23 protein-coding genes are annotated in these 23545 nt (G+C 62.3%); 10 read left to right on the forward strand and 13 right to left on the reverse strand.

The window, feature by feature from the left end; genetic code table 11:
- Positions 1–5: 5 nt before the first annotated feature.
- From pheS to infC, 5 genes are all read right to left on the reverse strand, one after another.
- Positions 6–1076, reverse strand: coding sequence for a phenylalanine--tRNA ligase subunit alpha (pheS, locus tag PCS43_RS29045; RefSeq protein WP_209908750.1), 1071 nt, complete (start codon positions 1074–1076; stop codon positions 6–8).
- Between the two features lie 170 nt (positions 1077–1246).
- Positions 1247–2077: a TrmH family RNA methyltransferase gene (locus PCS43_RS29050; RefSeq protein WP_209908754.1), complete on the reverse strand. Its 831-nt coding sequence runs from the start codon at positions 2075–2077 to the stop codon at positions 1247–1249.
- Positions 2078–2100: 23 nt separating this feature from the next.
- On the reverse strand, positions 2101–2490 hold the full coding sequence (gene rplT / locus PCS43_RS29055; RefSeq protein WP_003944011.1) for a 50S ribosomal protein L20: 390 nt from the start codon (positions 2488–2490) through the stop codon (positions 2101–2103).
- 63 nt (positions 2491–2553) lie between these two features.
- Positions 2554–2748 (reverse strand): 50S ribosomal protein L35, encoded by a 195-nt coding sequence (gene rpmI / locus PCS43_RS29060; protein ID WP_003944043.1) that lies wholly within the window; start codon positions 2746–2748, stop codon positions 2554–2556.
- Between the two features lie 43 nt (positions 2749–2791).
- Positions 2792–3484 carry a translation initiation factor IF-3 gene (gene infC / locus PCS43_RS29065; protein WP_003944008.1) on the reverse strand — a complete coding sequence of 231 codons (693 nt, stop codon included), beginning with the start codon at positions 3482–3484 and terminating at the stop codon, positions 2792–2794.
- 369 nt (positions 3485–3853) lie between these two features.
- Here infC and PCS43_RS29070 point away from each other — a divergent pair, with 369 nt between their 5' ends.
- Both PCS43_RS29070 and PCS43_RS29075 read left to right on the forward strand, forming a co-directional pair.
- Positions 3854–4222: a DUF1844 domain-containing protein gene (locus PCS43_RS29070; RefSeq protein ID WP_007736262.1), complete on the forward strand. Its 369-nt coding sequence runs from the start codon at positions 3854–3856 to the stop codon at positions 4220–4222.
- A 1-nt stretch (position 4223) separates the two neighbouring features.
- Positions 4224–4640, forward strand: a complete 417-nt coding sequence (locus tag PCS43_RS29075; protein WP_003944044.1) for a DUF1801 domain-containing protein — start codon at positions 4224–4226, stop codon at positions 4638–4640.
- A gap of 5 nt (positions 4641–4645) precedes the next feature.
- On the opposite strand, the gene PCS43_RS29080 is transcribed toward PCS43_RS29075, so the two are convergent.
- Complete coding sequence (locus PCS43_RS29080; protein ID WP_047270467.1) at positions 4646–5356, reverse strand: helix-turn-helix transcriptional regulator; 711 nt, start codon at positions 5354–5356, stop codon at positions 4646–4648.
- Positions 5357–5436: 80 nt separating this feature from the next.
- Between PCS43_RS29080 and PCS43_RS29085 the strand changes: the two genes are divergently transcribed.
- On the forward strand, positions 5437–6144 hold the full coding sequence (locus PCS43_RS29085; protein WP_042450480.1) for an alpha/beta fold hydrolase: 708 nt from the start codon (positions 5437–5439) through the stop codon (positions 6142–6144).
- Positions 6145–6216: 72 nt separating this feature from the next.
- Here the strand turns inward: PCS43_RS29085 and uvrA are convergent, their stop codons facing one another.
- Positions 6217–9177, reverse strand: coding sequence for an excinuclease ABC subunit UvrA (gene uvrA, locus PCS43_RS29090; protein WP_024487477.1), 2961 nt, complete (start codon positions 9175–9177; stop codon positions 6217–6219).
- Positions 9178–9351: 174 nt separating this feature from the next.
- On the opposite strand from uvrA, the gene PCS43_RS29095 reads away from it, so the two are divergent.
- On the forward strand, positions 9352–10038 hold the full coding sequence (locus tag PCS43_RS29095; protein WP_030536735.1) for an MBL fold metallo-hydrolase: 687 nt from the start codon (positions 9352–9354) through the stop codon (positions 10036–10038).
- Positions 10039–10066: 28 nt separating this feature from the next.
- On the opposite strand, the gene PCS43_RS29100 is transcribed toward PCS43_RS29095, so the two are convergent.
- Positions 10067–10633 carry a DUF2716 domain-containing protein gene (locus tag PCS43_RS29100; protein ID WP_230793111.1) on the reverse strand — a complete coding sequence of 189 codons (567 nt, stop codon included), beginning with the start codon at positions 10631–10633 and terminating at the stop codon, positions 10067–10069.
- 245 nt (positions 10634–10878) lie between these two features.
- Here PCS43_RS29100 and PCS43_RS29105 point away from each other — a divergent pair, with 245 nt between their 5' ends.
- The 3 genes from PCS43_RS29105 to PCS43_RS29115 all read left to right on the forward strand — a co-directional run bounded on the left by PCS43_RS29105 (position 10879) and on the right by PCS43_RS29115 (position 14770).
- The gene (locus PCS43_RS29105) at positions 10879–11811 is read left to right on the forward strand and encodes a DoxX family protein (protein WP_003944048.1); all 933 of its coding nucleotides are present in this window, start codon (positions 10879–10881) and stop codon (positions 11809–11811) included.
- Between the two features lie 131 nt (positions 11812–11942).
- A complete protein-coding gene (locus PCS43_RS29110) occupies positions 11943–14225 on the forward strand; it encodes a HelD family protein (protein WP_050656522.1) in 2283 nt (760 codons plus the stop codon).
- Positions 14226–14308: 83 nt separating this feature from the next.
- Positions 14309–14770 carry a DUF732 domain-containing protein gene (locus PCS43_RS29115; protein ID WP_003944104.1) on the forward strand — a complete coding sequence of 154 codons (462 nt, stop codon included), beginning with the start codon at positions 14309–14311 and terminating at the stop codon, positions 14768–14770.
- A 1-nt stretch (position 14771) separates the two neighbouring features.
- Here the strand turns inward: PCS43_RS29115 and PCS43_RS29120 are convergent, their stop codons facing one another.
- The 3 genes from PCS43_RS29120 to uvrB form a co-directional block, all read right to left on the reverse strand.
- Positions 14772–15224 (reverse strand): universal stress protein, encoded by a 453-nt coding sequence (locus PCS43_RS29120; protein WP_003944055.1) that lies wholly within the window; start codon positions 15222–15224, stop codon positions 14772–14774.
- A gap of 188 nt (positions 15225–15412) precedes the next feature.
- Positions 15413–16288: an SCO6745 family protein gene (locus PCS43_RS29125; RefSeq protein ID WP_007728746.1), complete on the reverse strand. Its 876-nt coding sequence runs from the start codon at positions 16286–16288 to the stop codon at positions 15413–15415.
- A 45-nt stretch (positions 16289–16333) separates the two neighbouring features.
- Positions 16334–18496 (reverse strand): excinuclease ABC subunit UvrB, encoded by a 2163-nt coding sequence (uvrB, locus tag PCS43_RS29130; protein WP_007728743.1) that lies wholly within the window; start codon positions 18494–18496, stop codon positions 16334–16336.
- Between the two features lie 86 nt (positions 18497–18582).
- Here uvrB and PCS43_RS29135 point away from each other — a divergent pair, with 86 nt between their 5' ends.
- Positions 18583–19101: a DUF402 domain-containing protein gene (locus PCS43_RS29135; protein WP_073513275.1), complete on the forward strand. Its 519-nt coding sequence runs from the start codon at positions 18583–18585 to the stop codon at positions 19099–19101.
- 4 nt (positions 19102–19105) lie between these two features.
- Here the strand turns inward: PCS43_RS29135 and coaE are convergent, their stop codons facing one another.
- On the reverse strand, positions 19106–20320 hold the full coding sequence (gene coaE / locus PCS43_RS29140) for a dephospho-CoA kinase (RefSeq protein WP_047272286.1): 1215 nt from the start codon (positions 20318–20320) through the stop codon (positions 19106–19108).
- Positions 20321–20479: 159 nt separating this feature from the next.
- On the opposite strand from coaE, the gene PCS43_RS29145 reads away from it, so the two are divergent.
- Positions 20480–20695, forward strand: coding sequence for a hypothetical protein (locus PCS43_RS29145; RefSeq protein ID WP_003944056.1), 216 nt, complete (start codon positions 20480–20482; stop codon positions 20693–20695).
- Between the two features lie 179 nt (positions 20696–20874).
- On the opposite strand, the gene rpsA is transcribed toward PCS43_RS29145, so the two are convergent.
- On the reverse strand, positions 20875–22362 hold the full coding sequence (gene rpsA / locus PCS43_RS29150; RefSeq protein WP_003944095.1) for a 30S ribosomal protein S1: 1488 nt from the start codon (positions 22360–22362) through the stop codon (positions 20875–20877).
- A gap of 337 nt (positions 22363–22699) precedes the next feature.
- On the opposite strand from rpsA, the gene PCS43_RS29155 reads away from it, so the two are divergent.
- Positions 22700–23545 carry a class I SAM-dependent methyltransferase gene (locus PCS43_RS29155; protein WP_007728737.1) on the forward strand — a complete coding sequence of 282 codons (846 nt, stop codon included), beginning with the start codon at positions 22700–22702 and terminating at the stop codon, positions 23543–23545.

Below are 23545 nucleotides of genomic sequence, written 5' to 3' on the forward strand. Positions count from 1 at the left end.
ATCGGTCAGCCTGCGACACCGAAGGGCAGCGTGAAACGCACGTCACCTTCGACGATGTCGCGCATGTCCGGGATACCGTTGCGGAACTGCAGGGTCCGCTCGAGGCCCATGCCGAATGCGAAACCCGAGTACTCGTCGGGATTGATACCGCTGGCGCGCAGAACGTTCGGGTTGACCATGCCGCAGCCACCCCACTCGACCCAGCCTGCGCCGCCCTTCTTGTTCGCGAACCAGACGTCGACCTCGGCCGACGGTTCCGTGAACGGGAAGTAATTGGGGCGCATACGGGTACGCGTCTCGGGGCCGAAAAGGGCACGAGCGAACGCGTCGAGAGTTCCGCGCAGGTTGGCCATGGTCAGGCCCTTGTCGACGGCCAGGCCCTCGACCTGCGAGAAGACAGGCGTGTGCGTCGCATCGAGTTCGTCGGTGCGGAACGTGCGGCCCGGGCACACCACGTAGATCGGTACCTCACGCGAGAGCATCGTGCGGACCTGCACCGGCGAGGTGTGGGTACGCAGCACCTGGCGAGAGTTCTCGGGTGCCAGGTGGAAGGTGTCCTGCATCGTGCGGGCAGGGTGATCCGGCAAGAAGTTGAGCGCGTCGAAGTTGAAGTGCTCGGTCTCCACCTCCGGGCCCTCGGCAACTTCCCAACCCATCGCGACGAATACGTCGGCGACCTGCTCGGAAATCAGGCTGATCGGGTGACGCGCCCCGGCGGGGTGGCGATCGGAGGGCAGAGTGACGTCGATTGCCTCGGCAACCAACACCGCGGCGTCACGCTCGGCGAGGAGGACCTCACGACGAGCGTCGTACGCGTTGTTGATCCGAGTGCGGAAGATGTTGACGCGCTTACCGGCGTCCGCCTTTTCCTTGCCCGGAAGGCTGCCGAGACCCCGGCGCGCGAGGGCGATCGGGGACTTGTCCCCCAGGTGCTCCACCTTGACGTGCGCCAGCGCGTCCAGGTCAGCGGCGTCCGCCAGCGCCTTCTCGGCGTTCTCAGCCGCAGCGGTCAACGCCTCTTCGGTGAGTACACTCGCGTCGACCTCCGGCGGTGTCGCGCCCTCATTTTTGGCCACGGCTGTGACGCTCCTGTCGCTTCTCGGTTTACTTCTCGTACTGCGTGCTTCTTGTACTGCTTACTTCTTGTACTGCGAGCGAGCTTTCGAACTCGCTCGAGCATTGTCTCTGCTCTTGTATTGTCTCAGGCCTCCGCAAATGGGATTCCGTGAGGTCTTCGCGTGCGTTTTCAGCCGTGATCGGTGGTGCGATTTTGCACCCGTGCGCTTGCGTACAGGCAAATTGCCGCCGCTGTCGCGAGGTTCAGGCTTTCGGCGCGGCCATGGATCGGAATCCGCACCCGATGATCAGCCTGGGCGGCGATCGCCGGATCGAGACCGTGCGCTTCGTTACCGAACAGCCAGGCTGTCGGCTTGCTCAGCAACTCGTCGGCCTCGTCGAGATCGACTTCGCCGTCGGCTGCGGTCGCGAGAATCTGAATGCCGGCGGCGCGAATCTGATCGATCACCGACACCGTGTCTCGATCGCGGACGACTGGCAGGTGAAAGAGGCTGCCCGCCGACGAACGAACGACCTTGCCGTTGTGCGGATCGACGCTGTCGCCGGCGAGGATTGCCGCATCGGCACCCACTGCGTCGGCGATGCGAATGACGGTGCCCGCGTTACCTGGTTCGTTGACCTCGACCGGCACTGCGAGCAGGCGGGTGTCCTGATGGACGGCTGCGCTCAGCGGTACGTCCAGTAGATCGCTGACGGCAACGAGACCGGGTGGCGTGACGGTATCGCTGAGAGCTTTGATTGCTCGATCGGTCACAAGAGCAACACGAACTCCAGCGGTCTGCGCCCGATCGATGACGTGCTGATAGCGCTCGGCTGCGTCCTCGGTGTAGAAGAGGTCGTGTACCGGGCGGGCCTCGCCATTCGAGAGTGCACCGTTCAACAGTTCGGTGACCGAGTTCTCGCCCTCGACGAGGAAACGTCCTGCTTTGCGTCGTTCTGCTGTGCGCAGGAGCTTGACAGCAGAAACGACCCGCGGAGTCCGCTCGGTGAGCGGGTCCACGGGCCGTTGCTGTGATGCGTGAATCAGGCTGCTTCTCCGGCAGGAGCGTTCACGTCAGCCGGCAAAGCGGCCTTCGCGAGTGCGACCAGGCCGGCAAAGGCCTCGGCATCGGAGACAGCGAGCTCGGCCAGGATCTTGCGGTCGACGTCGACCTCTGCCAGACGCAGGCCCTGGATGAGGCGGTTGTACGTGATGTCGTTTGCACGAGCTGCAGCGTTGATACGCGTGATCCACAGCTTGCGGAACTCGCCCTTGCGCGCACGACGGTCGCGGTACGCGTAGGTGAGCGAGTGGAGCTGCTGCTCCTTGGCCTTGGTGTACAGACGCGAACGCTGTCCACGGTAGCCGCTGGATGCAGCAAGAATTGAACGACGCTTCTTCTGGGCGTTGACCGCCCTCTTTACGCGTGCCACTTGAAAAATCCTGTCAATCTAGGGGCTGAAAGTACGGCCCCGGGTGGTCAGTAAGGGGGCGACTCAGATGCCGAGCATGCGCTTGATGCGCGGAGCGTCGTCAGGGCTGACAACAGCGACACCGTCGAGACGACGGGTAACCCTGCTGGACTTGTGCTCGAGAAGGTGGCGACGGCCGGCCTTCTGGCGCATGAGCTTTCCGCTGCCGGACACCTTGAATCGCTTCGAGGCGCCGCTGTGGCTCTTCATCTTGGGCATGGAGTCCTCAGTTCTTGTTACGTGGTGGATCTTGGGAAATCGACTAGCTGGCCGGAGCCTCGGGAGCGGCATCGCCGGTCGCCGGTGCTTCCGGAGCTGCTTCACTGGAAGCCGGTGCGGCCGGAGCCGGACGCGGAGCAGCCTGAGCCACTGGCGCCTGAGCGCTCTCCTGCGCCTTGACACGAGTCTTGGCGCCCTTGTGCGGTGCCAGGACCATCGTCATGTTTCGGCCGTCCTGCTTTGCCGAGGTTTCGACGAATCCGAGATCTGCGACGTCTGCTCCCAGACGCTGCAGAAGGCGGTAGCCGAGTTCGGGGCGTGACTGCTCACGTCCGCGGAACATGATCGTGACCTTGACCTTGGAACCGGCTTCGAGGAAGCGAACGACGTTGCGCTTCTTGGTCTCGTAGTCGTGGTCGTCGATCTTGGGTCGGAGCTTCTGCTCCTTGATGACCGTCAGCTGCTGGTTCTTACGTGACTCACGTGCCTTCTGTGCAGCCTCGTACTTGAACTTGCCGTAGTCCATGATCTTGCAGACCGGTGGACGGGCGTCAGGAGCTACCTCGACCAGGTCGAGGTCGGCCTCAAGGGCCAAGCGGAGTGCATCTTCAACACGCACGATGCCTACCTGTTCGCCGCCAGGTCCGACCAAACGAACCTCGGGAACGCGGATACGATCGTTGATGCGGGTCTCAGTGCTGATGGGGCCTCCTAGGTTGAACGGTGCGGTCTTCATGACCGCACGCAGCCCGTACCGCCCGCACCCCAACAAAAAAGCCCCGCTGTGATGATTGCTCATCCGCGGGGCCCGATGTCGACCGATCACATAAGATCCAGCTCACGCCGAAACCTATCTCCTCGACTGAGCGAGGAACCTGACGAAGAATGATCTCCGATAACAGGTGACCGGAACCACTGAACTGCAGTTTCACCTGCCGCGCAGAGGTGGGAGTCGGACTCCACTTGCTGCCCCCGAACAAGTCGGAGGCGGTCGTTGCAACAAGAGTAACAGGTCGCCACAGATGAAAGAAATCGGTGCCGCTCCCAGTGCTGCCGGGAGAGGCCCGATTCAACACCGTCACGGCCTGATGGAATCCTTACATCCATGAGTGAGAACTTCGAGGCAGAACAGAACACCGACGGCGCGAACCCCGACGTCCGCGAACTCTCCGAAGTTCCCGCGGTCGAGGTCATCAGCCGCGCTGCAGTGATGCTGATGAGTTCGGCTGCCGAAAAACTCGGCCTCTCCGACGCCGATCCGTCTTCCAGCCCCTACCTGGACCTCGACGAAGCGCGTCGCGTCATCACGGCACTTGCCGGACTCGTGACTGCGTCGGTCGAATACCTCGGCCCTCATGCCGGACCCATCCGTGAAGGCCTCCAAGCCCTGCAGCGCGCATTCCGTGAGGCGTCCTCGCACCCGGACGAGCCAGGAAAGGGACCGGGCGAGAAGTTCACCGGTCCGGTCTACTGAGTTGGCAACCGCCAACAAGACTCAACCGACGCCCGAGGACGTCGACGCATTCATTTCACGCGTCGACGACCGCAAACGCGCCGACGCCGTGGAGCTGATCTCCCTGCTGTCGGCCGCAACCGGCGAGCCTGCTGTCATGTGGGGCTCGAGCATCATCGGATTCGGGGCACGGCACTACCGATATGCGAGTGGCCACGAAGGTGACACCCCACTGATCGGGTTCTCCCCCAGGGCCACCGCGCTCACGTTGTACTTGTCGCTGAACTTCGACGACTACACCGACACGCTCGCTCGCCTCGGCAAGCACAAAATCGGCAAGGGCTGCCTGTACGTCAAACGGCTGAGCGACGTCGATATGACGGCCCTGACCGAACTGATCACGGATTCCGTTGCCGCAGCCCGCAACATGATCGACTGAGTCACTCACCTACGGGGAGAAACAGGCCGAGCGTCTTCGGGCGGTTGCCCGAAGACGGTCGAATCGCGTGGTGTGAAGTGATCGTTCGTCAGCGTGGCCCGACGCATTCGATCGAGTCGAAACCACCGCACCGCGTCGCGCTGGCGACACCAGCCGATGAGAAACCACTGCCCACGGTCCTGCGCCAGAATGTGCGGCTCAACTGCCCGCACCGTCTCCGCACCGTCCCCATCCACGTAGTGCAACGACACGACGCGACTCTGCTCGAGACCTTGCTCGACGGCCTGCCGGTTCGCGCGCGAATCCGTCAGAGCCCCGCCGTCACCGCGAATCCACACGCGGCCACCGAGCTCCGCGACCTTGCGACGACTCTCCTCGTCCATCACATCGAGCAGTTTCGCCAGCGCTGCTCGTCCATCCGGCGCAAACGGAGCATCACCCATCGCCGTCAAGGCCAACGCGATCGAAACTGCTTGCGGAACAGTGAAATTCACCGGCGGTAGCGTGGCGCGACCTACGAGTCGGTAACCACCCCCGGGGCCTGAGCGCGCTTCGATCGCCGCACCCGACATCATCAGCGTCTCGATATCCCTCTTGATCGTCCGGGTGGTGACACCGAATTCCTCGGACAATCGGGAGCACGTAGTCCCTCGATCGCCCTGTCGCCGAAGTTCCTCGACGAGAGCATGCAATCTCGCAGCTCGATTCACGTTCACCAGTGTCTCAGATTCCGATACCAAACGGTGACATAATTGGTGACACTCTGTTGTCACCAACCCGGGTGCACTGTGAGTACATGAAAACTCACATCGTTCTTGTTCCCGGATTCTGGCTCGGTTCATGGGCTTGGGATGCAGTACTCCCACACCTCGAACGTTCCGACACCCGCGTGACCAGCCTGACACTGCCCGGGCTCGACGCAGTAGACACAGATCGATCAGCGGTCACCTTCGACGCTCACGTCCGTGCAGTCGTCGACGCCGTATCGGACTCCGACGAGCGCACGGTCTTGGTCGTACACAGCGGCGCCGGCCCGGTGGGGTACGCCGTCACCGATCGCATCCCGGATCGCGTCGCTCGGATCGTCTACGTCGACTCGGGCCCCATGCCCGACGGCGCAGCGCTGCGACCGGATCTGGCTTCCGATGTCATCGAGATTCCGCTCCCCACGTGGGCAGAGCTCGAAGCGGACGGCAGCAGCCTCGAAGGACTCGACGAGAAAGCTCTGGAGACGTTCCGCGCCAACGCGGTCCCCGAACCGGCTGGGCCCGCGCGTGAGCCGATTGTCCTGACGAACGAAAAGCGCTACCAGGTGCCGTCAACCGTCGTTTGCAGCACGTTCCCCTCCGCGGTGATCGCCCAGATGGCCGACGGAGGTCATCCGATGGCCGCCGAACTAGCGAAACTCCCCGTGACGTACGTCGACCTCCCGACCGGCCATTGGCCGATGTGGTCGCGCCCCGAAGACGTCGCCCAGGTGATCCTCGAGGCCGCCGCTTCCTGATCGACAAAGCAGTGATGCCGGATCGGATTCCGACCCGGCATCACTGACCGACTTCTACTTGCTCACGTTCTACTAGCTCACGGAAGCGGCTTTCTTCCGTGGCGCGGCCTTCTTTGCGGCAACTGCCTTCGTCGCACGCTTCTTGGTGATCGGCTTGGCCTTGACCGGCGCGTGCTGTGCGGTGAGAACCTCACTGAGGAACTTGCCCGTGTAGCTCTCGGGGACCGCGGCAACGTCTTCCGGCGTACCTTGCGCCACAACGGTTCCGCCGCCGGATCCACCCTCGGGTCCCATGTCGACGACCCAGTCCGACGTCTTGATCACGTCGAGATTGTGCTCGATCACGATCACGCTGTTGCCCTTGTCCACCAGACCGTTGATCACGATCAGGAGCTTGCGGATGTCCTCGAAATGCAGACCCGTGGTGGGCTCGTCGAGGATGTACACCGTGCGACCGGTGGACCGCTTCTGCAATTCGGCGGCGAGCTTGACGCGCTGCGCTTCACCACCGGACAGAGTCGGAGCCGGCTGACCCAGTCGGACATAGCCCAGGCCGACGTCGACCAGCGTCTTGAGGTACCGGTGAATTGAGGTGACCGGCTGGAAGAACTCGGCTGCTTCCTCGATAGGCATGTCGAGTACCTCCGCGATCGACTTGCCCTTGTAGTGGACCTCGAGCGTTTCGCGGTTGTACCGGGCGCCGTGGCACACCTCGCAGGGCACGTACACATCCGGCAGGAAGTTCATCTCGATCTTCAGCGTTCCGTCGCCGGAGCACGCCTCGCAGCGTCCGCCCTTGACGTTGAACGAGAATCGGCCGGGCTGGTAACCGCGGACTTTCGCTTCCGTGGTGGCCGCGAACAGGGTTCGGATCTTGTCGAACACGCCGGTGTACGTCGCCGCGTTCGATCGTGGAGTCCGGCCGATCGGAGACTGATCGACCTGCACGAGCTTGTCCAGCTGATCGAGACCGTTGATTCGTGTGTGACGCCCAGGTACCTGGCGTGCACCGTTGAGCTTGTTCGCCATGACGGTCGCGAGAATGTCGTTGACCAACGTCGACTTGCCCGAACCGGAGACACCGGTGACAGCGGTGAGAACACCCAGCGGGAAACTCACGTCGATGCCGTCGAGATTGTGCTCGCGAGCTCCGACGACCGTGACCTGGCGTTTGCGGTCCACCGGTCGACGAATGGCCGGAACCTCGATGAAGCTACGACCTGACAGGTAGGCGCCGGTCAGAGATTCTTCACACGTCAGCAGTTCTTCGTATGGCCCGCTGTGGACGACCTTGCCGCCGTGCTCGCCGGCGTACGGTCCGATGTCGACTACCCAGTCGGACGTGCGGATCGTGTCTTCGTCGTGCTCGACGACGATCAGCGTGTTGCCGAGGTCGCGCAAGCGCGTCAGGGTTTCGATCAGTCGTCGATTGTCACGCTGATGCAGGCCGATGGACGGCTCGTCGAGTACATACAGCACGCCGACGAGTCCGGAACCGATCTGCGTTGCCAAGCGGATTCGCTGGGCCTCGCCACCGGACAACGTGCCAGCGGCACGCGAGAGGGAAAGGTATTCCAAGCCGACGTCGAGCAGGAACCCGAGTCGTGCCTGAACTTCCTTGAGGACCTGACCCGCAATCGCCTCTTCGCGCGAGCCGAGAGTGAGGCTGTTCAAGAAGTCCGCGCAATCGGAGATCGACAGTTCACAGACCTCGGCGATGGACTTACTGCCGAAGTCCCCAGCCGCGATAGTTACCGACAGGATTTCGGGGCGCAGGCGAGCACCACCACACGCCGGGCACGGGGTGTCGCGCATGTACCCGTCGTAGCGTTCCTTCATCTGATCGGATTCGGTCTGTTCGAGCCGGCGGTGCAAGAACGGCATCACACCTTCGAACTCCGCGTAGTAGGAACGGGTACGGCCGTACCGATTCTTGTACCGGACGTGAACCTGCTCCTCACTGCCTTCGAGGATTGCTTTGCGGGCCTTCGCCGGCAACTTGTTCCACGGCGTCTTCATGTCGAATCCGAGAATGTCGCCGAGGCCGGACAGCAACCGTCCGAAGTACTCGGAACTCTGGCCCATCGACCACGGCGCGATTGCACCGTCTTCGAGACTCAGGTCGGGATCGGGAACCACCAGATCCGGGTCGACCTCCTTGCGGATACCGAGGCCGGTGCATTCCGGGCAGGCGCCGTAGGGCGAGTTGAAGGAGAACGAGCGCGGTTCGAGATCGTCGATCGCGAGTGCGTGGCCATTCGGGCAGGCCAGCTTCTCGGAGAAACGACGCTCACGATCAGGTGCATTTTCTTCACGGTCGACGAAGTCGAGGACCACGATGCCTTCAGCCAAGCGAAGTGCGGTCTCGACCGAGTCGGTCAGGCGCTGCTTCGAACTCGCCTTGACCTGCAATCGGTCGACCACTACTTCGATGTCGTGCTTTTCCTGCTTCTTGAGCTTCGGCGGATCCGCCAGCGAATGGACGACACCGTCGACGCGCACTCGCGAGTAGCCCTGGGTGTTGAGCTGATCGAAGAGATCGACGAACTCGCCCTTACGAGTACGGACCACTGGTGCGAGGACCTGGAACTTGATGCCCTCCTCCATCTCGAGCACCTGGTCGACGATCTGCTGGGGCGTCTGACGTGCGATCTTCTCACCACACACCGGGCAGTGCGCCGAACCTGCGCGGGCATAGAGAAGTCGGAGGTAGTCGTAGACCTCGGTAATGGTGCCCACCGTCGAACGGGGGTTGCGGTTGGTCGACTTCTGGTCGATCGACACCGCAGGAGACAATCCCTCGATGAAGTCCACATCCGGCTTGTCCATCTGACCGAGGAACTGACGCGCGTATGCCGAGAGCGACTCGACGTAGCGGCGCTGACCTTCGGCGAAGATCGTGTCGAACGCGAGGCTGGACTTGCCGGAGCCGGACAACCCGGTGAAGACGATCAGGCTGTCTCGCGGGAGGTCGAGATCGACTCCTCGCAGATTGTGCTCACGCGCACCCCGCACGATCAGGCGATCCGCCACACCAATTCCCTTCATTGTCAATCGTCCGGGGCCGTCCCCCCGGAGAAGTCTCGAGTGGCCTCGCAAACGCGAGTCCTCGAGCGATCGTCATCGTAGGCCGAGCCACCGACACGTTTTTCTCACCAGGCGAGCCCATCGCTCTACCTGCCCCTATTCGAAGGTAGCCTGCGTTTCATGACGAATCAGCCCATCGTGATCGACGACTCCTACACCGGTCAGGTCTCCCCCGATTCTGCCCCTCAGCGGCGCACAGTCGAAGGCGCCGTCATCACGAAGATGTCGGTCGGCCCCATGGACAACAACACTTACCTCGTCGTCTGTTCCACGACCGGGAAATCTCTCCTGATCGATGCGGCCAACGAAGCCGAGAAGATCATCGCGCTTATCGAACAGGAAGCACCTGTTTTCGATTCCATCGTCACCACCCACCAGCACGGCGATCACTGGTTGGCCCTCGAAGACGTTCACGCCGCAACCAAGGTGCCGACCGCCGCGCACCCCCTCGACGCAGAGGTCCTTCCCGTCACCCCGGACGTGCTCCTCGAAGACGGCGACAAGGTGACCGTTGGCAACTTGAGCCTCGACGTCATTCACCTGTCCGGCCACACGCCCGGCTCCATCGCGCTGGCTCTCACCGAACCGAGCGGACAGGTTCACCTCTTCACCGGCGACTCACTCTTCCCCGGCGGAGTAGGCAAGACCGCCGACCCCGAGAAGTTCACTTCTCTGCTCGACGACGTGGAAAACAAGCTGTTCGGAAGGTACGACGACGCGACCGTCGTCTACCCCGGGCATGGCAAGGACACGACGCTCGGCGCCGAGCGCCCGCACCTGGCGGAGTGGCGCGAACGCGGTTGGTGACGTTTCACCTGTTCCGTACTGGACCCCGCTAACCGACTTGGCTGTCGACCTGTTCACCGTTGACTCGAAGTCGCGGAAGCCAGGTCGACAGAGTCCGGCCCAGTCCTTCGACCATCCGTTCCCCGAACACACACAGCGTGCGTTCCCACGGATGGCCGAAGGTCCCTTCCGTGAAGTCGTCCCGACTGAATATGTAGTAGTCACCGTTCGGATAGACCGGGACACGCCACTCCGCAAGCTCCTTCGCAGCAGCGTGTGCCTCCGCGTCGAAGGTATAGCCCGGATGCTGCCAATCCAGAACGACGAAGTTGGGATCGTCGTTCCAATCGGTGACAAAACAGCGCAACGCTTCGGCGTTGATCGCATCCACGCGAGCGGCCCACGCCCCTGGAGTCGCAGCTGGCGCCGCACCCAAATCGAAGACCACAGACGGGATGGGCTCGGCGATGGCGGGCCAAGATCGTGCGTCGATGCCGGGCGTGAACCCAAAGCGGTCACGAAAGATCGCCCAGTTTCTCTCGTTCTCCTCGTCCGACAGCTGTCCCCAGCCGGTGGGAAGGGTCGAGCCGAAGTTCTGAGTCATCTTGGTGGTCACAACACCATCGTGCTCGAACGGTGCGCATACTGTGACACCTTCGAACACGCCGTATGCGGATACGCGGTAACGGATACTTCAGGACGGTGTGTCCGGATCAGTGGAGAAGTCATCGTCGCAGTACAGCGCGCTTCGGCGACCAGGAATCCGGCGACCGGGTCAGGCGTGCCGGGATCGCCGAAGCGGACCAATTCCTTGTGAGATCGCTAGGGTGGAAAACGAACCTACATCGGGAGGCTTGAAACATGCTGGTACGTCGAATTGCTCGTCCACTGCTTTCCACGATCTTCATCGCCGGGGGAATCGATGCTTTGCGCAACCCCGCTCAGCGAGCAGCCAAAGCGTCACCGCTGATCGACAAATCCGTCGAGACGCTGCCAGGAGCAGTGACGCAGAAGGTGCCTGCTGATCCGGAAACACTCGTCAAGATCAACGCCGCCGTCCAGATCGGCGGCGGTGCCCTGCTGGCCACCGGCAAGGCGCCGCGGCTCGCGTCGTTGGTGCTCGCGGGGAGCCTGGTACCGACCACGCTTGCCGGTCACGACTTCTGGAACGAAACCGATCCGTCACTGCGAGCGATGCAGCGCACAAACTTTATCAAGAACGTCAGCTTGCTCGGCGGACTGATGATCGCCTCCGTCGACACCGAGGGCAAGCCGTCGCTCGGCTGGCGTGGCCGCCGCGCCGCGAAGAAGGCCCAGGCGTCTATCGCCGCAGCACTTCCATTGGTCGCATCGCAGACCGATCACACGAGCGATCGCGTCGAACACGCTCTGTCGGTGGCGTCCGAACGCGGTTCCGAACTTGCCGAAACCGCGAAGGCACACGGCACGGATTGGCTCGAACTTGCCAAGGAGCGCAGCTCCGAGTTCGCGGAGATCGCGAGCAAGCGAGCCGCGGAATTCGGAGAGGTCGCCAAAGAACGCGGCCCGGACATCCTCGAAGTCGCGCAGAAGCGCGGCTCCGAACTGGCCGAGACCGCACGCGAGCGCAGCGCCGAACTGGCAGAGCTGGCGAGCAAGCGCAGCTCCGAGTTCGCCGAACTCGCCCTCGAGAAGAGCAACGAGTGGGCCGAAACGGCGTCGGAGCAAACCGAGGTGCTGGGTAAGCGTGCTCGCAAGCGCGCCGAGAAGGCGCTCGAAAAGGCTCGCGCCAAGAAGGACGAATTGACGCACTGAGTGCACCGAAAGACAGGTCAGGCCACCTTCGGGTGGCCTGACCTGTATCTATGCGGCAGTTCATCTGGGGGAACTAGACTGTCTTGGCGCTTTTGCAGCGCGTGAATTTCTCATCAAGCCTAGGAGATCCTTTGCCCGACGCGGACCCGTCACTGAACGAGCAAGAGCTCGAGCAGCAGTACGTGACGATGTTGTACTCCCGTCTCGACGATCTTCGAAAGTATGCCCAAACTCGCTTGAGCACGGTCCTCCTCGAGACCGGCGGAACCCCGCAAGCACGCAGTGAACGCGAATCCTTCAACGCCATGTACACCGAGGATCTCGCCAAGTACGACGCAGCCGAGAACGGAATGTGTTTCGGACGCATCGACTTCGACGACGAGCGACGCTACGTCGGCCGACTGGGAATCCTGGACACCGACAACGACTACGAAACGCTGCTCCTCGACTGGCGAGCTCCGATGGCGCGCCCGTTCTATCTGGCGACGCCCGCGGCACCTGAGGGCGTGAAGCGGCGACGCCATATTCGCAGTCGGAGCCGCACAGTCACCGGCATCAACGACGAATATCTGGACCTCGACGCGGCCCGCGCCGCCGGCGTGGTGACCGAAGCCGGCGGCGTCGCCGGTGAGAGCGCTCTCCTGGACGCTCTGAACGCAGCGCGTACGGGTCAGATGAACGACATCGTCGAGACCATTCAGAGTGAGCAGGATGCCATCATCCGCTCCGAGCACAAGAGCGTTTTGGTCGTCCAGGGCGGTCCGGGTACCGGTAAAACCGCAGTCGCCCTTCACCGTGCCGCCTTCTTGCTCTACACCTACCGTCAGCAACTGGCCAAGGCCGGTGTTCTCATCATCGGGCCGAACGCGACGTTCCTCGACTACATCAGCCAGGTCCTTCCTTCACTCGGCGAGACCGGAGTTCTGCTCTCGACGATCGGGGACCTGTATCCCGGAGTGCGTGCGACTCGTACGGATTCCCTCGCCGCCGGTGAGATCAAGGGTTCCCTCGCGATCCTCGACGTACTCAAGAACGCCGTCCGGGATCGGCAGGAAGTTCCGTCGAAGCCGATAACCCTTCGATTCGACACGTACGACTTGAAACTGGATCGCAAGACTGTCACGAAGGCGCGCGGGCGTGCTCGGTCGTCGCGTCGCCCACACAACCTGGCGCGCCCGATCTTCGTGGCAGCAGTCATCGAGGCGTTGGCACTGCAGATGGCCGAACTCATCGGCGGAAACCTCGTCGACGGTGGGTCACTCCTCAGTCGGGACGACATCGCCGACATTCGCGACGAGATGCGTGAGGACCCGGACATCATGTCCGCCATCGCGAAGCTGTGGCCCGAATTGTCGCCGCAGCAAATCCTCGCGGAACTGTGGACGTCGCCGGCGCGGTTGGCCAAGGCAGCACCGCAACTCGACGACGCCCAACGCGACGAGCTTCTGCAGAGCGTCGGACCGGGTTTCAGTGCGGCCGATGCTCCCCTGCTCGACGAACTGGCCGAGATTCTCGGCGTCGACGACGCCGCCGAACGCGAACGCGCACAACGTGAATGGCGCGCGCAGATCGCCGACGCTCAGGGCGCCCTCGACATCCTCACCGGCTCTGCACCACAGGATCTCGAAGACGAGATGGATCCCGAGATCTTGATGGCGTACGACTTGATCGACGCCAGCCAACTCGCCCAACGCCACGATCAGGGCCAGCGCCAGACCACGGCAGAACGCGCTGCCGGCGACCGAACCTGGACCTACGGTCACGTGATCGTCGACGAAGCCCAAGAGCTCTCCGAAATGGCGTGGCGAATGCTGATGCGGCGCATACCGAATCGCTGGATGACGTTGGTCGGCGATACAGCTCAGACCGGTGATCCCGCGGGAACTTCGTCCTGGCAGAAGATTCTCGAGCCTTACGTCGCCAAGCGCTGGAAGCTCACCGAACTGACCGTCAACTACCGAACTCCCTCGGAGATCATGGATGTCGCGCACCGTGTGCTCGAAGAGATCGACCCGGAGCAATCCGTGCCCCGGTCGGTACGCGACAGCGGATTCGCGCCGTGGGCGCTCAAGACCACGGCCGAAGAATTGGAATCGACCGTGCGCCGTTGCATCGAGTCCGAGTCGCATCCCGGTATCACCGCAGTGATCGCCGGTTCCGAGGTCGTTGCCGATCTGGCGGGCATTGCGAGTGACACCGTAAGCGTCCTGTCCGTCAAGGACGTCAAGGGACTCGAGTTCGACACAGTGTTGATCGTCGAACCTGCCGACATTCTCGACGAGTCACCACGCGGAATGAACGACCTCTACGTCGCATTGACCCGCGCTACCCAGAGGCTCGGCATCATTCACGTCGAGTCGCTCCCCTCGGTTCTCGACGGCGTCGAAGCAGCAGAGTTGGCCTTCGATTCGTGAGCATCACGGAGTAGGTTCGTGCGTGACACCACGAATGGTGGTGTCACTCCAATTTGTGTCGACGACTGAAGGAATGACCCCTCGTGCTTGGCCTGCCCGCAAGTTCCGCCGCACCCATCCGCAAGATCGCTCGCGTGGTGATCGGCGTCGGGATGCTTGCGGCGGTGACAGCCGGTTGCTCAGAGGATGATTCGAGTTCGACGGCTGCTGCAGGCAGCGACGACATCGCTGCTGTTGCTGCCGCACCGACCGAAAAACCGGTAGACGAGGCAGAAAGGCTGCGGGCGGCGCTTGCGTCTACCGGGGTCACGCCCGCCTTTTCCGACGACATGTTGCAGGCGCTCGGTGACGGCGTCTGCCAGCAGCTCGCGGCCGGAACGGATCGAGCGATGATCATCGCGAATCTGCGGGCGGTATCGCTGAACGGAGCAAGCGAACCAATGGTCACCTCCGGAAACGGCTCGGCCGCATCGACAACACCCCCCAGCGCCGATCAGCTGGCTGAAGTGTTCGTCGATGCGGCCGAGGCCGACTACTGCCGGTAGTTCAGCGAACGGTGTGCACGATCAGGACATCGGACGTCGCCTTGCGAGCGGCATCGGAAGGCACCGATCCGAGTAGACGCCCGGTCAACGTGTTCAATCCGCGATTTCCGACGACCAGCAAGTCGCCCTTCACCTCGTCGAGCAAAGCGAGAAGCGATTCGACGGGAGCGCCGACGACGGCGCGCTCGACAACATCCTTTGCCCCCTGGGCATGTGCGCGCTCACGAGCGGTGCGAAGGATCTCGTAGGTCGGAGCGGAACCGGTGACCTGGTAGGCCTCGTTACCCAACGCATCAGCGGCAGCGCTCACGTCCTTGGGATCAGCCGGGTAGTACGCACACGCGATGACGAGCTGAGCGTCCGAGCCACTGGCAATGGCGGCAGCTCTGTCGACTGCCTTCAGTGACGACTCGGAGCCATCGGTTCCTACGACAACGGTCCGGTAGGCACTCATTCATTCCTCCATGGTTACGGGACGGACGGTACGGCCGGCACCGGGCGCAACGCTGTTGCGCCCGCTCGACAACCGCTGCGCTGACATTAGCGGGATTGTGCCGCGGATAGTGTTATTTGCAGTACACGCCACAAGCCCACAGTGAATGTGATTCTTCGTCACAGACACATTTGTTCGGTGGTGACCACTCAGCGAAGTTTGCCAAAGCGGGGCCCGAACAGCGCCGCCGGAAATACTTCCTGCTCGACCAGGGCGGTACGCCACGGCGTCGCCAATTCCAGCAACCGCTTGGCACCCTCCTCACCCAGCGCATCCCACGGAGCCAAAGCGAGGTCGTCCGTCAGGTCTTCGACGACGTCACGCAAGTCCTGCCCGTCCTCGGTCAGCGCACCGGACGAACGATCCAGCAGTTCGCGGTCCTTCAAACTCTCGACGGCCTCGTCCCACTGTTCCTGCGACCATCCGCGACGAGTCTGCGCGAATTTGCGCTGAAACCCGATTCCCGTCGCGGTGTGCGTGATCAACGCGTCCAGGCCGTTCAATCCCGCGGTCTGAAGGGCCGCAATGTGGCCGTCACCGCGATACTCACGCAGCAGTGTCAGCGCGTGCCAGAAACGCAGGTGCGGCTCGGCCGGCCAGTCGAGCGACGCCCAACCCGCGTACAGAGGGCGGCCGTCCACTCCAGGAATGTTCTGGGCAGCGATCGACACGAGTTCGGCGGCCTCGGCCATGTCCGCCGATCCTGTCACGTCTGCACCGAACAGGCGGACGTACGCCGCGTCGATTGCCCGATACCGCGCGGCGACAACCTCTGTGGGCCTTGCCAATTCCCAGGCACGTGGGATGACACTGGCGATCAATTCAGGATTGAAGTTGAAGAAGGTGGCCGTGACGACAGTCGCGGGTGGAGCGCCGAGCGGAGCTGATCGCCCGGCAAAGTACACCATTCGGCCAGGCTCCAACCCGACGCCGACAAGTTCCTTCTCCGTCTCCGGGACGAAGTACGCCAAGGAATGGAGAAGTTCGAGAGTCCGCGCGGTCTTGCCTGCAGTCTGTGCATCCATACCTGAAACCGTAGCGGTCGAAAGCACGAACGCACGCGAGGCGACCTACTTGAGACCCGCGGCGTCCATTCCTCGAAGCTCCTTCTTCAAATCCGAGATTTCGTCTCGCAATCGCCCAGCCAACTCGAACTGAAGGTCACGTGCAGCGTTCATCATCTGATCGGTGAGTTCCTTGACCAGATCTGCCAATTCGGCCCGAGGCATCGATTTGGTGTCGCGCCCCTCGTACACACCCGCACTGACCGCACGACCGGCCTCACCCTGCGCACGCCGACCACGCGTCGCATTGCGACCCGAACCACCGACGTCCACGGACGCCGCAGTGTCCTCTGCCTCCTCGTACACCTGATCGAGAATGTCCGCGATCTTCTTGCGTAGAGGTTGTGGGTCGACGCCCATCTTCTCGTTGTAGGCGACCTGCTTCTCGCGTCGTCGCTCGGTTTCCTCGATGGCCTGCGCCATGGAAGCGGTGATCTTGTCCGCATACATATGCACTTGACCGGATACATTTCGAGCCGCTCGGCCGATCGTCTGAATGAGGCTGGTGGAGCTACGTAGGAAACCTTCTTTGTCGGCATCGAGAATCGCGACCAGCGACACCTCGGGAAGGTCGAGTCCCTCACGCAGGAGGTTGATGCCGACCAGCACGTCGTACTCCCCCAGGCGGAGCTGACGGAGCAACTCGACTCGCCGGAGCGTATCGATATCCGAGTGCAGGTAGCGGACGCGAATACCGAGTTCGAGCAGGTAATCGGTCAGATCTTCCGACATCTTCTTGGTCAACGTCGTGACCAGCACACGCTCGTCACGTTCCGCTCGCTCGCGGATTTCGTGAACGAGATCGTCGATCTGTCCCTTGGTGGGTTTGACGATGACCTCGGGATCGATCAATCCGGTCGGGCGGATCACCTGCTCGACGAACTCACCGCCGGACTGACCCAACTCGTACTTACCTGGTGTCGCCGACAAGTAGACGGTCTGACCGATCCGCTGACTGAATTCTTCCCAAGTCAGAGGGCGGTTATCTGTTGCCGACGGTAGCCGGAATCCGAACTCGACCAGGTTTCGCTTGCGCGACATATCGCCCTCGTACATGGCGCCGATCTGAGGAACCGTCACGTGCGACTCGTCGATGACCAGAAGGAAATCTTCCGGGAAGTAGTCGATCAAGGTTGCGGGGGCAGTTCCAGGGCCACGGCCGTCGATGTGGCGCGAGTAGTTCTCGATGCCGGAGCAGAATCCGACCTGTTTGATCATCTCGAGGTCGTACTGCGTACGCATGCGCAGACGCTGAGCCTCGAGGAGCTTGCCCTTGCCTTCGAGCTCGGCGAGTCGCTCTTCGAGTTCCGCCTCGATGTCCTTGGCGGCACGCTCCATGCGTTCAGGGCCGGCGACGTAGTGCGTCGCCGGGAAGATACGAACCGTGTCGACCTGGCGAACGATGTCACCAGTCAGTGGATGGAGGTAGTACAGTGCCTCGATCTCGTCACCGAAGAATTCGATGCGGACCGCCAGCTCTTCGTACGACGGAATGATCTCGACCGTGTCGCCGCGCACGCGGAACGAACCTCGCGTGAACGCCATGTCGTTGCGGTTGTACTGAACGTCGACGAGCAGACGCAGGAACGCATCCCGCGGCACCTCCACACCGACGTCCAGCTGAATCGAGCGATCGAGGTACGACTGCGGTGTACCGAGGCCGTAGATGCACGACACCGAGGCCACCACGACCACGTCCCGTCGTGACAGAAGGCTGGACGTCGCCGAGTGGCGCAGCCGCTCGACATCGTCGTTGACGGACGAATCCTTCTCGATGTAGGTGTCCGTCTGGGCGATGTACGCCTCGGGTTGGTAGTAGTCGTAGTACGAGACGAAGTACTCGACCGCGTTGTTGGGTAGCATTTCCCGAAGCTCGTTCGCGAGCTGAGCCGCCAAAGTCTTGTTCGGAGCCATCACCAGAGCTGGGCGCTGCAGCTTCTCGATCAACCACGCAGTCGTGGCCGACTTACCGGTACCGGTCGCACCGAGGAGGACTACGTCCTTCTCCCCCTCGTTGATCCGTTTCTCCAGCTCGGCGATAGCTGCCGGCTGATCGCCTGCCGGTTCGTACGGGCTGACGACCTCGAAGCGCGCGTCTGAGCGCTCGATGTCACCAACCGGCCGAAACTCGGAATGCGCGACCACGGGATGTTCGGAAGCAAACGCCATGAAACCAGGGTAAGCGCACCTACCGACACAATGCCCGCTCGTCCGCGTTCAGCCGAAAATGCAGTTCGGCGGTAGGTTCTTCGACCATGAGCGAGGAACGTCCCCACATTCACCGGCCGAAGGTCGAAACCTTCGACATCGCAGCTCACACCAACGTCGATCCCAAGGGCTTCGTTCGCCCGGTCGAGCACTACCGCGAAGAACCGTGGGGGCTGTACATGGCGCGCCACGCCGACCATCCCCGGTTTCACTACCTGGAGTCCTGGATCATTCCCGAACTCGGAATTCGGGCGTCGATCCTGCACTTCACCCCGGAACACATCCGAGACTGGGATTTCTATGTCGACATCGGCGACTTCATCCGCGGCGACCAGGTCTGGACGTCCGAGGACCACTACCTCGACCTGATCGTGCAGACCGGACGCAGCGTCGAATTGCTCGACGTCGACGAATTGCTCGAGGCGAACACCGCCGGGATTCTCGACCCGAAGACGTCAGAGCGTGCGATGCTGAACGCGGCCCGCGCTATCGAGGGCATCGCCGCCCACGGTCACGATCTCGACGCCTGGCTCACCTCGGTGGGCATGCCGGTCACGTGGCGCTGAGTGGTTAGAGGGACCAGCCTGATTTCTCGGCCCACTCCCATGCCCGGTGGAAAGCGGCGTCGAACCACGGCGTCTTGACTCCCAGGTAGGCATCGATCGCAGCGGCGTAGTCGTCGATGCCGGCGGCACTCTCGGCTGCCTTGACCTTGAGTTCGGCATATTCGGCACGCGCCGCTGCGTCGGCGCGAAGCCAGTCACGGAAGAGGATCGCGAACTGCTGACCCGGCCAACCATCCACCCGAATGTGGATGTTCGCGCGGCGCCCTGGATCGGCGCTTCCGTGAATTCGCTTCGCCCACACCGCCGGATCGGTCTCGCCACCGAGGTACGACGGTTTCGGGTCGTCAGCGACGATGTGCTCGATCCGGGGGAACCCGGCAGCGGCCAGATCTTCCGCGAGGTCGTCGGCAACGCCGAGGTGCTCGACAGTGATCTGAATGTCGATCACGTCCTTGGCATCGAGACCAGGCACTGCGGTCGATCCGATGTGATCGATACGGCGCGCACGGTCACCGGACGCCAACGACAACCGGCCGATGATTCGTTCGGCCTGCGCCGGCCACGACGGGTCGGCTGGAGTCAGCTCGGGCAGTGCGCGCACTACCGTGCCCTCGCGGAGGTTCTTCTCGAAGGGAACAAGTCGATTCGCCCACAAGTCGCGGACCACGTCGTCGAGTGAACCCGGCTCTCCGCTGTTGTCGAGCCACACGTCGGCAACAGCACGACGCTGATCGTCATTTGCCTGCGCTGCGATGCGCGCACGAGCGTCGGATTCAGGCATGCCGCGCGAGCCCACCAAGCGCCGAACTCGTTCCTCCTCGTCGACGTAAACGATGACGACCAGATTGAATGCCGGCGCCATCGAACCCTCGACCAACAGCGGAATATCTTGAACGAGCACTGCATCCGACGGCGCAGACGAAATCTGCTCCATCGTCCGCGCACCGATCAGTGGGTGGAGGATGCCGTTGAGAGTTCCGCGTGACGTGTCGTCGGCAAACGCCAACGACGCTAGCGCGGGTCGGTTGAGGCTGCCGTCCTCGGACAGAATCCCGTCGCCGAATGCATCGACCAGAGCGGCAAGTCCCGGAGTACCGGGCTCGACCACTTCTCGGGCGATCAGGTCGGCGTCGACGATGACGGCTCCCAGTTCGCTGAGGATTTTCGACACTGTCGACTTACCGGCTCCGATGCCTCCAGTGAGGCCAACTCTCAACACACTCGACAGTCTCTCATCTCCGCGCCCGAGAGATTCAGACACGCCTACTGATCGAACACGCCGGGGCGTTCGAGGCTCAAATACCACAATTTCGGTGACCGTGCGGTTATGTTCTAGCGAACGCACCTGTACCTGCACCTTCTCGAGAAAGTGGACGCCATGCGAGCAGATCGCGACCATCACGGTCAGCACCGCCTCGGAATGCCGAACGGCGTGCACTGCATAGAGTTTCCCGAAGTTGCTTTTGCCCTGGCAGAGCACCGTCGTACATGGTTCACGATGCTCGTGAGCCAAGGCCGACACAGCTTCGCGTCGATGCGTAAGCGCACAGCCGAAGCGACCGCCACCTACTGGGTGCCTGCTCCCGCAAACTGAGTTCTCTTCACGAAGTACAAAATGACCGGCAACCCTTCGGTGCCGGTCATTTTTGTGTTCACTCACTGAATTGATTCTTCGCTCGCAAGTGACACCTGGCAGAGAAAAGAACCCCGCCCCTGCACGTGCAGGGGCGGGGTTCTTCACAGATCTCGCCTGATCAGATCAAGCGGTAATCCTTATGCGTTGCCCGACAGCTTCTCGCGAAGTGCGGCGAGCTGTGCATCGCTGGCAAGCGATCCGCCAGCGGACTCGGCCGGAGCGGAGCCGGCAGCAGCCGGAGCCTCGGCGTCGTCTGCAGCAGCCGTCTCCGAGGAGTAGCCGGCAGCAGCGGTGGCAGCCTCAGCGGCCTCGTCTGCAGCGGTCTTCTCCATCTGAGCGGTGTGCATCTTGTGGCGACGCTCAGCCTCGGCGTAGCGGTTCTCCCACTCTTCACGCTGCTTGTCGAAGCCCTCGAGCCATTCGTTGGTCTCGGGATCGAAGCCCTCGGGGAAGATGTAGTTGCCCTGCTCGTCGTACGAGTCGGCCATGCCGTACTTGGACGGATCGAACTCGGCGTTGTAATCCTCGTTGGCCTGCTTCAGCGACAGCGAGATACGACGACGCTCGAGGTCGATGTCGATGACCTTGACGAGTGCATCGTCGCCGACGCCGACAACCTGGTCCGGAACCTCGACGTGGCGCTCAGCGAGCTCCGAGATGTGAACGAGGCCTTCGATTCCCTCTTCGACGCGCACGAATGCACCGAACGGAACCAGCTTCGTGACCTTGCCGGGCACGATCTGGCCGATGGCGTGCGTGCGGGCGAACTGACGCCACGGATCTTCCTGCGTTGCCTTGAGCGACAGGGAGACGCGCTCGCGGTCCAGGTCGACGTCGAGAACCTCGACGGTGACCTCGGTGCCGACCTCGACAACCTCGGACGGGTGATCGATGTGCTTCCAAGACAGCTCGGAAACGTGAACCAGACCGTCTACGCCGCCCAGGTCCACGAATGCACCGAAGTTGACGATGGAGGACACGACGCCCTTGCGGACCTGGCCCTTCTGGAGCTGGTGCAGGAATTCGCTGCGAACCTCGGACTGAGTCTGCTCGAGCCATGCGCGGCGCGACAGGACCACGTTGTTGCGGTTCTTGTCGAGCTCGATGATCTTGGCCTCGATCTCCTTGCCGACGTACGGCTGGAGGTCGCGGACGCGACGCATTTCGACGAGCGAAGCGGGGAGGAAGCCACGAAGACCGATGTCAAGGATGAGACCGCCCTTGACGACCTCGATGACGGTGCCCTTGACGGCCTCGTCCTTCTCCTTGAGCTCCTCGATGGTGCCCCAGGCACGCTCGTACTGAGCGCGCTTCTTCGACAGGATCAGTCGACCTTCTTTGTCCTCCTTGGTGAGGACGAGAGCCTCGACCGCATCTCCCACGGAGACGACCTCATTGGGGTCGACGTCGTGCTTGATGGAGAGCTCACGAGAAGGGATGACGCCTTCGGTCTTGTAACCGATGTCGAGCAGAACCTCGTCGCGGTCGACCTTGACGATGGTTCCTTCGACGATGTCGCCATCGTTGAAGTACTTGATCGTGGCATCGATGGCGGCGAGGAAGTCCTCGGCGGAGCCAATGTCGTTAATGGCAACCTGCGGCGAGGTGACGGTTGTGGAGGGCATATGTTGAATTGCTCCGGACGAGTTGTGGTCGGTTGATGGATTTTGTCGGACGAGATGCGCAACTGTGGCGTACAAATGTTGGAAGTACTTTGTGAAGTACTAGATCGAAGTACCCAGCTGCATCAATAACGAACAACCGAATACCGGATCACATTCCACACCGCGGAAGCGCACCGCGAGCTCCCTCGGTCCGACTGATTCCGAGACCTTGGTAAAGATCTCGTATAGACAATCGGTCGGATGACAGACACTCGCGTGAGTAAGACTACGCGTCGGCTATCTTGCCGGGCAAACCCGGGTACCCTGCGCCCGCATCACCCGTTCTACTGTGTTGTTCATGTCTGACGAGCGCCATGCCGCTGCCAATTCCATTCTCGGTACCAGCGGCGTCGGCCGAGTCCGTGTCGATTCGAGTGCCAGCGACCGCGCCAGCCGTGCGTGGTGGGACGCCGACGCCGACGATTACCACCGAACCCACGGCGAGTTTCTGGGCGTGAACAGCGCGGAAGGTGAATTCGTCTGGTGCCCCGAAGGGCTGCACGAGGGCGATCACCACTTGCTCGGCGACATAGTCGACAAAGACATATTGGAAGTGGGTTGCGGCTCGGCACCGTGTGCCCGATGGCTCGCCGGACATGGTGCTCGGGCCGTCGGTCTCGACATCTCGATGGGGATGCTCGCCCGCGGGCAGGACGCGATGAATGCTGGCGGACCGGCAGTCCCGTTGATTCAGGCAAGTGCGGAACTCCTGCCGTTTGCCGACGAGAGTTTCGACATCGTCTGTTCCGCGTTCGGCGCCGTCCCGTTCGTTGCCGATTCGCAGCGAGTGATGAACGAAGTCGCCCGGGTTCTGCGTCCCGGCGGATCGTGGGTCTTTGCCGTCAACCATCCGATTCGATGGATCTTCCCCGACGATCCCGGGCCGAAGGGCTTGACCGCGACCCTCCCCTACTTCGACCGCACCCCGTATGTCGAGGTCGATGACAACGGAGTCCCCACCTACGTCGAGCATCACCGCACCATCGGCGACCGGGTTCGTGAGATCGTCGCCGCCGGACTTCAGGTGCGCGACATCATCGAGCCCGAATGGCCGGAGTGGTTGGACCGCGAATGGGGACAGTGGAGTCCCCTGCGCGGCCAACTCTTTCCGGGCACTGCAATTTTCAGCGCCGTCAAACCCTGA

This window comes from Rhodococcus sp. C-2, assembly GCF_027854095.1.
Taxonomy (GTDB): Bacteria; Actinomycetota; Actinomycetes; order Mycobacteriales; family Mycobacteriaceae; genus Rhodococcus_F; species Rhodococcus_F qingshengii.